This window comes from Iodobacter sp., assembly GCF_025352645.1.
Lineage (GTDB): Bacteria > Pseudomonadota > Gammaproteobacteria > Burkholderiales > Chitinibacteraceae > Iodobacter.
Window position 1 is genome coordinate 1 of record NZ_JANXSO010000082.1, and the last position, 3,304, is coordinate 3,304.

Sequence of the window (3,304 nt, forward strand, 5' to 3'; positions counted from 1 at the left end):
CGTTTACTTTGGGCCGATTCGACTAGGTTCGTTTGATGAGCGACAGGTAACAGGTGCAAAAAATGATTACTTAACTTTAACGCGAAAAGTGTCACCTATGTCTGTGGACTAAAGTGTTACCTATGTCCTTGACCTTTACAGTAGGCGATACCTATGCTCACCTGTTCGTGATTTATGTGTTTTTCGTGGACGACGCATTTTTGATCTTGCTGCGTAACTGCAATTATTTAAAAAACTCACTTGGTGCCACGCCAAATTGGCGTTTAAACATGGCGGTGAAGGCGCTGGGGCTGGCGTAGCCGGATTCTAGGGCGATGTCGATCACGCGCTCGCCGCAGGCCAGCCGTTCTAGCGCCGTGAGTAGCCTTGCCTGGCGACGCCATTCGCCAAAAGTCATGCCGGTGCTTTTATTAAAGCGCCTTTGTAGGGTGCGGGCATCCACGTTGATTTTCTGCGCCCAACTTTCGCTGCTACGGTTGTCGTCTGGCGCGGCTAAAAGCTGCTCGCAAATAGAGCGTAAGCCAGCATCGGCAGGCATGGGTAAGACCATGGGCAGGCTGGGGATACTGATGATTTCGTCGAGTAGCAGCCGAATAATCCGCCCTGCGCGGCTATCTGGCGGATAGGCGCGGTCGAAATGCACGGCGGCTAAGATTAGCTCGCGTAAGAGTGGAGTAATCGCCAGCACACAGCATTGCTGGGGCAGGTTGGGCAGGGCATCGGGACGGATATACACCGAACGCATTTCTACCTGCGCCAGCATATGTACTTCATGCCACACGCCAGCGGGCAGCCAGATGCCACGGTTGGGCGGCACAATCCACTGGCCATAGGCAGTAATCACCCGCATCACGCCGCTCACAGCGTAAAGCAGCTGAATCACTTCATGCTGATGGCGCAGCGTGGTGGAGCCGGATTCGCGGTCGGCAGCTTTGCCAATGAGCAGTGCATCACCCATGACACTTTGTGGGCCAGTGTTTTTATTAATCATGTCGCTTTCACTATGGTTGTTGCCCTATCTGCGTAAGACAGACGATAAAAAGGACAATATCATGCGTCTATAGTGATCAACAAGAGATTAAACATGACGACTGCAATGATAGATATCCGGCCAGTCATCGAGGCCACGCGTTATCGGGTGTTGGCGGCGATCAGCAGTGCGCATTTCTTAAACGATATGCTGCAATCGCTGATTCTGGCTTTGTATCCGCTGTTAAAAGGCAGCTATCACCTGAGCTTTACTCAGATTGGTTTGCTGACACTCACTTACCAAATTACCGCGTCTATTTTACAGCCCTTAGTCGGCAGCTTTACCGATAAGCATCCGCAAAAATTCGCCTTAGTCATCGGCATGGGCTTTTCTCTTTGTGGTTTATTAATGCTATCGCAAGCGGCGAGCTTTCACTTACTGCTGCTTGCGGCTGGCTTAACCGGCACAGGCTCGGCTATTTTTCATCCAGAATCTTCCCGCGTGGCAAGGCTGGCTTCGGGCGGAAAGCATGGCCTTGCCCAGTCTATTTTTCAGGTGGGCGGCAATGCGGGTAGCGCCTGCGGCCCGCTGTTGGCGGCGCTGATTGTAATTCCGCTTGGGCAGGGCAGCTTGGCTTGGTTTTCGCCAGCGGCTTTACTGGCGATGGCGATGCTGTGGCAAATTAGTTTATGGAAAAGCCGCCAGCAAAAAAGCGGCGGAGCAAAGGCGGCTATGGCACTACACCCCTTACCTAGGCGGCAAACGCTGTATGCCTTGGCCGTGCTGATGGCACTGGTTTTTACCAAGTATCTATATATGTCTAGCTTTCATAGTTATTACACATTCTATCTAATTGAACGCTTTGGCCTAGGCGCGCAGGCGGCGCAGCTGATGCTGTTTATCTTTTTACTAGGGGTGGCGTTAGGCACTATTCTGGGCGGGCCGATTGGCGATCGGATCGGCCGCAAGCGGGTTATTTGGTTTTCTATCTTAGGCTCCGCCCCCTTTACCCTAGCGCTGCCCTATGTGGGCTTAAGTGGCACAGTGGCGCTTAGTTTTGTGATTGGCTTGGTGATGTCTTCAGCGTTTTCAGCGATTTTAGTGCTGGCGCAGGAGCTAATGCCAAGCCGGATTGGCATGGTTTCCGGCCTGTTTTTTGGTCTAGCATTTGGTGTGGCGGGGATTGGTGCTGCGCTCATCGGTAGCTTCGCCGATCAATACGGCATTGCCACGGTTTACCATATCACGGCGTTTTTACCGCTTGGGGGCATGATTGCTATTTTACTGCCAGATTTAAAAAGAGCGTCTTAAGCTGCCACTAAGGGGGCCTCGAAAAACCTATCTACTAAATAAGACAAGGCGCGTATTAAAAAATCGACGCTGCATATGTCTGATATGTAATGTGATTTTTTTAATGCGCAACGCAGTATTATGAGATCAGATGGGTTTTTCGAGGTTTCCTAAGGCCAATACGATTTATTCCCTCTGTATTGCTGTACTTATTTAGGGAGTTATTTGCTGTTATGCAGGCAGCATCACTCAATTAATTGGGATGGAGTGTCACAGAGAATAGTTGGGTTATCCACCCCTTGCCTTGCTATATTTATGCAGTGATTAAAATAGGGCTGCTTGGCATGTTAAGCAAAATTTGTATTTTAGTTTGGCTATTTTTTATGGTATTTCCTAGCGTAGTATGGGCGGGGTGCTCTAGACCGATGGTGGTTGCGATTAGCCCGCTTAGCGTTTATATGGAAGTAGATTTAAACGAGCGAATAAAAGGAATTATTCCTGATTTATTGCATGAGCTTAGCAAAAAAACCGGCTGTCAATTTGTTTACGAAGTAATGCCTAGAGTTCGTGCGCTAAAGATGTTTGAATCTGGCCAAATAGATTTAATTGCGGCAAGCAGGACAGTTAAGCGAGATGCGGTAGGGGATTATGTATTTGTAATGGCAGAGCAACCCATCTTGATTACTCTAAAAGAGAGTGTGAGTAAGGATATGGCAATGGATGCATTAATGCAGGGAAAGTTGCGTGTTAATGTAGTAAGAGGTTTTGATTTAGGCCCTGCTTATTTAGAACTGCTGGCTGAATTGCGTAAAAAAAATCAATTGGAAGACGTGATAGACACTGATACAATTGCTAATAAAATGCTGGAAAAACGCTGCGATGCCACGGTCATAAGTGCAACTAATTTCCTGATTATGTCTCTTGCTCAGTTAATCGCCCTCGCGGGCAAGGCTTAGCAATGAGTAAGGCATGCAGCATGCGGGGAATAAGGGCGCATAAATCAAAACGCCTATTAAATCGGTACTGCATTTCCGCCAAATAGCG

General features: G+C 48.7%; 3 protein-coding genes and 1 pseudogene. 2 read left to right on the forward strand and 2 right to left on the reverse strand.

What is annotated here, in order from left to right; translation table 11 throughout:
- Nucleotides 1–223: 223 nt before the first annotated feature.
- Nucleotides 224–991 (reverse strand): helix-turn-helix transcriptional regulator, encoded by a 768-nt coding sequence (locus Q0R17_RS09795; protein WP_293934549.1) that lies wholly within the window; start codon nt 989–991, stop codon nt 224–226.
- A gap of 93 nt (nt 992–1,084) precedes the next feature.
- On the opposite strand from Q0R17_RS09795, the gene Q0R17_RS09800 reads away from it, so the two are divergent.
- Together Q0R17_RS09800 and Q0R17_RS09805 are read left to right on the forward strand one after the other, a co-directional pair.
- The gene (locus Q0R17_RS09800; RefSeq protein ID WP_293934552.1) at nt 1,085–2,281 is read left to right on the forward strand and encodes an MFS transporter; all 1,197 of its coding nucleotides are present in this window, start codon (nt 1,085–1,087) and stop codon (nt 2,279–2,281) included.
- Nucleotides 2,282–2,718: 437 nt separating this feature from the next.
- Complete coding sequence (locus tag Q0R17_RS09805; protein WP_293934555.1) at nt 2,719–3,216, forward strand: ABC transporter substrate-binding protein; 498 nt, start codon at nt 2,719–2,721, stop codon at nt 3,214–3,216.
- Here the strand turns inward: Q0R17_RS09805 and Q0R17_RS09810 are convergent.
- Nucleotides 3,173–3,304, reverse strand: a pseudogene (locus Q0R17_RS09810) (IS1595 family transposase); the annotation flags it as partial. The gene Q0R17_RS09805 and the pseudogene Q0R17_RS09810 overlap by 44 nt on opposite strands.

Excerpts from the sequence above, each read along its gene's own strand:
- Q0R17_RS09800 (WP_293934552.1), top strand. The coding sequence starts at position 1,085 with ATGACGACTGCAATGATAGATATCCGGCCAGTCATCGAGGCCACGCGT.
- Q0R17_RS09795 (WP_293934549.1), bottom strand. The coding sequence starts at position 991 with ATGATTAATAAAAACACTGGCCCACAAAGTGTCATGGGTGATGCACTG.
- Q0R17_RS09805 (WP_293934555.1), top strand. The coding sequence starts at position 2,719 with ATGGAAGTAGATTTAAACGAGCGAATAAAAGGAATTATTCCTGATTTA.